Here is a 3,550-nt window from a genome sequence, read left to right as displayed (position 1 = left end):
GGGACACGGGGTCGGGGCCGCCGTGCCGGGTCCCCGGAAGGGGCGCGGTCGGGGTCAGTCGGAGGCGCTGAAGGCGGCGTCGAAGGATGCCGTGGGAGGGTCGAACAGCAGGTCGCGGACCAGTCTCAGTGCCTCGGGTGCGCCGCGCAGCCGGTCCATACCGGCGTCCTCCCACTCGATGGAGATCGGACCGGCGTAGCCGATGTGGTTGAGCACCCGGAAGCACTTCTCCCACGGCACATCCCCGCGCCCGGTGGAGACGAAGTCCCAGCCACGCCTCGGGTCGCCCCAGGGGAGGTGCGATCCGAGGCGGCCGTTGCGGCCGTCCCCGGTGTTGCGCCGGGTGTCCTTGCAGTCCACGTGGTAGATGCGGTCCCGGAAGTCCATCAGGAAACCGGCGGGATCGATGTCCTGCCAGATCATGTGGCTGGGGTCCCAGTTGAGGCCGAACGCCTCGCGATGACCCACGGCCTCCAGGGTCCGCACGGTGGACCAGTGGTCGTAGGCGATCTCGGAGGGGTGGACCTCCAGGGCGAAACGCACCCCCTCCTCGTCGAAGACGTCCAGGATCGGGTTCCAGCGGTCGGCGAAGTCCCGGTAACCGGCGTCGATGACCTCCTGCGGCACCGGCGGGAACATCGCCAGATACTTCCAGATGGATGAACCGGTGAAGCCGACAACGGTGTCGACGCCGAGTCGGGCGGCCACCCGGGCGGTGTGTTTCATCTCCTCGGCCGCGCGCCGGCGGACCCCCTCGGGGTCGCCGTCACCCCAGACCCGGTCGGAGACGATGGCACGGTGTCGGAAGTCGATGGGGTCGTCGCAGACCGCCTGGCCCTTGAGATGGTTGGAGATCGTCCAGACGCCGAGGCCGTACTCGGCCAGGATGTCGGTGCGCGACTTCAGGTAGTCCTCGTCCTCCACCGCCCGCCACACGTCCAGGTGGTCGCCCCAGCAGGCGATCTCCAGTCCGTCGTAGCCCCATTCGGCGGCCAGTCGGGCCACCTCCCGGAACGGCAGGTCGGCCCATTGGCCGGTGAACAGGGTGATGGGTCGGCTCACGGGATCGGTTCCTCCTTCGTCGGCGGGGGGCTTCCGGCGGGGACGCCGGGGTCGATGGCGGTCCAGGCGCTGCCCCGCTCCACACTGGTCTGGACGGCGTCCAGGACGCGCTGGACGTGCAGGCCGTCCTCGAAGGAGGGCTCGGGGTCGCTGCCCTCCGCGATGGCGATGAGCAGGTCGGTGGCCTGGTGGGCGAAGGCGTGTTCGTACCCCAGGACGTGGCCGGGCGGCCACCAGGCGCCCGCGTAGGGGTGGTCGGGTTCGGTGACCAGGATCCGGGTGAAGCCACGGGTGGTGGTGTCCCCGTCGGTTCCCCCCTCGTGGAGATGGAGGACGTTCATGTCCTCGAAGTCGAAGGCCAGGCTGCCCCGGGAGCCGTTGAGTTCGATCCGGATGGCGTTCTTGCGGCCGGTGGCGCACCGGGTGGCCTCGAAGGTGGCGGGGGTGCCGTCGGAGAGGCGGCCGATGAAGACGACCGCGTCGTCCACGGTGACCGGCGCGGTGCCCCCGCCCTCGGGCAGGGGGCGTTCTCGGACGAAGGTGTCCCCGAGAGCCGTGACGCCGACGAGGTGCTCTCCGGTGAGGTACCGGGTCAGGTCCACGATGTGGGCACCGATGTCCCCCAGGGCCCCCGAACCGGCCCGTTCCCTGGTCATCCGCCAACTCATGGGGACGGACGGATCGGTGAGCCAATCCTGGAGGTACTGGGCGCGCACGTGGCGCAGCTCGCCCAGCCGGCCCTCGGCCACCAGGCGGCGCGCCAGCGCCAGGGCGGGGACCCGCCGGTAGGTGAACCCGACCATGGATCGCACGCCCCGGCCGGCGGCGGCCCGCGCGGCGGCGGCCATGGTCTCGGCCTCGGCGACGGTGTTGGCGAGGGGTTTCTCGCACAGCACGTGCTTGCCCGCCTCCAGCGCGGCGACGGCGATCTCGGCGTGGGTGTCGCCGGGGGTGCAGATGTCGATCAGGTCGATGTCGTCCCGCTCGAGGAGTGACCGCCAATCGGTTTCCACGTCCTGCCATCCGAACCGGTCGGCCACATCGGCTGCGGCCTCCCGGTCGCGTCCGACCAGGGCGGTCAGCCGCGGCCGAATCGGTGGGGTGAAGAAGCTGCGGGCGTTGCGCCATCCCTGCGAGTGGGCCATGCCCATGAAGGCGTAGCCGACCATCCCGACGCGCAGTTCCGGCGCCCCGGCGGCTCCTCCGCCACGCGGGGTGCCGTGGGGTGTTCCGATCGCACTCATCGGGTCTTCCCTTCCGGGCCGGGGCGGCCCCCTGGATTTCCTCCGTCCCGCCGCCCGGTGCTCCCGGCGGGAGGCGGCGGGACGGTGTTCCGCTCGGTGACCCGCATCAGGACTCGAAGCCCAGCGGGAGATACTGCTCGACGTTCTCGGCGGTCACCACCGGGGCGTCGAGGACGATGCGGCGGGGCACCTCGACCTGCACCAGGTCGGACATGCCCTTGCCCTGGGCGAGCAGCCGGGCCAGCCGGATGCCGTCGGCGGCCTGGGTCGGCGGGTAGAGCACGGTGGCCTCCATCTCCCCTTCCCGGATCCATCGCATGGCGTTGGCCGAACCGGCCCCGCCGATGAAGAGGAACTCATCGCGGTTGGCATTGTCGAAGGCCGCCTTGACGCCGACCCCCTGGTCGTCGTCGTGGTTCCAGATGATGTCGATCTCGGGAACGGCCTGCAGCAGGTTGGAGGCCGTGGCCTCCCCCGACTCGACGGTGAACTCGGCCGCGACCCGGTGGTCGACATCCTGACCACAGGCCTCCAGGGCGTCGGCGAAGCCCTGCGAGCGGTCCTGGGTCAGCGGCAGGGAGTCCATGCCGGCGATCTCCGCGATCACCGCGTCCCCCATGCCGTTCTCCTCGATCAGGGAGCAGGCGTGGGTGCCGGCCGAGATCCCCATGCCGTAGTTGTCCCCCAGGATGGTGGTGCGGGCCGCGAACTCGCTGGAGAACTCGCGGTCGACGTTGACCACCGGGATACCGGCCTCCATCGCCTCGATGGCGATGCGGGTCAGGGCGGCGCCATCGGTGGGGAGGAGGACGATGGCGTCCACGCCCTCGTTGATGAAGGTCTCGATGTGACTGATCTGCGCGGAGGGGTCGTTGGTGCCCTCGGCGACCCGCAACTCGATGTCGGAGTACTCCTCGGCCTCGGCGAGCGCGGCGGAGTTGATGGCGGCGAGCCATCCGTGGTCGGCCTGCGGGCCGGAGAAGCCGATGACGACGGTCTCGCCCGGTTCGTCGTTGGCGCCGGCGGCCCGCTCGGTGGTGTCGGCGGCGGGGGCGCCGGTGTCGGCGGGGGCGTTGCTCGTGCAGGCCGCGGCCAGACCGATGGCGATCGTCACCAGGCCGAGGCGGGTGAGGAGACGGGCGGCGGGTCTGCCGGAGGTGGTGCGCATGGGGTGCTCCAGAGGGGTGAGGTCGCCGGAACGGCGGGAACGGGCGGGCAGGAGAGGGCCCGGGAGAGGGGAGATC

The 3,550-nt window shown here is 71.2% G+C and carries 3 protein-coding genes; all 3 read right to left on the bottom strand.

Annotation, left to right across the window (positions count from 1 at the left end):
• Positions 1 to 54: 54 nt before the first annotated feature.
• The 3 genes from FNQ90_RS16325 to FNQ90_RS16315 all read right to left on the bottom strand — a co-directional run bounded on the left by FNQ90_RS16325 (position 55) and on the right by FNQ90_RS16315 (position 3,474).
• A complete protein-coding gene (locus FNQ90_RS16325) occupies positions 55 to 1,062 on the bottom strand; it encodes a sugar phosphate isomerase/epimerase family protein (protein ID WP_143622726.1) in 1,008 nt (335 codons plus the stop codon).
• Positions 1,059 to 2,306 (bottom strand): Gfo/Idh/MocA family protein, encoded by a 1,248-nt coding sequence (locus FNQ90_RS16320; RefSeq protein WP_228471295.1) that lies wholly within the window; start codon positions 2,304 to 2,306, stop codon positions 1,059 to 1,061. Before FNQ90_RS16320 ends, FNQ90_RS16325 begins: the two co-directional genes overlap by 4 nt.
• A 106-nt stretch (positions 2,307 to 2,412) precedes the next feature.
• Entirely contained in the window at positions 2,413 to 3,474 is a 1,062-nt protein-coding gene (locus FNQ90_RS16315; protein WP_182607056.1) for a substrate-binding domain-containing protein, read from the bottom strand.
• Positions 3,475 to 3,550: the final 76 nt, after the last annotated feature.

The organism is Streptomyces alkaliphilus, from assembly GCF_014141535.1.
Taxonomy (GTDB): domain Bacteria; phylum Actinomycetota; class Actinomycetes; order Streptomycetales; family Streptomycetaceae; genus Streptomyces; species Streptomyces alkaliphilus.
The sequence above is the reverse complement of the archived record's forward strand: the minus strand, read 5'-3'. Positions and strand labels throughout refer to the sequence as shown.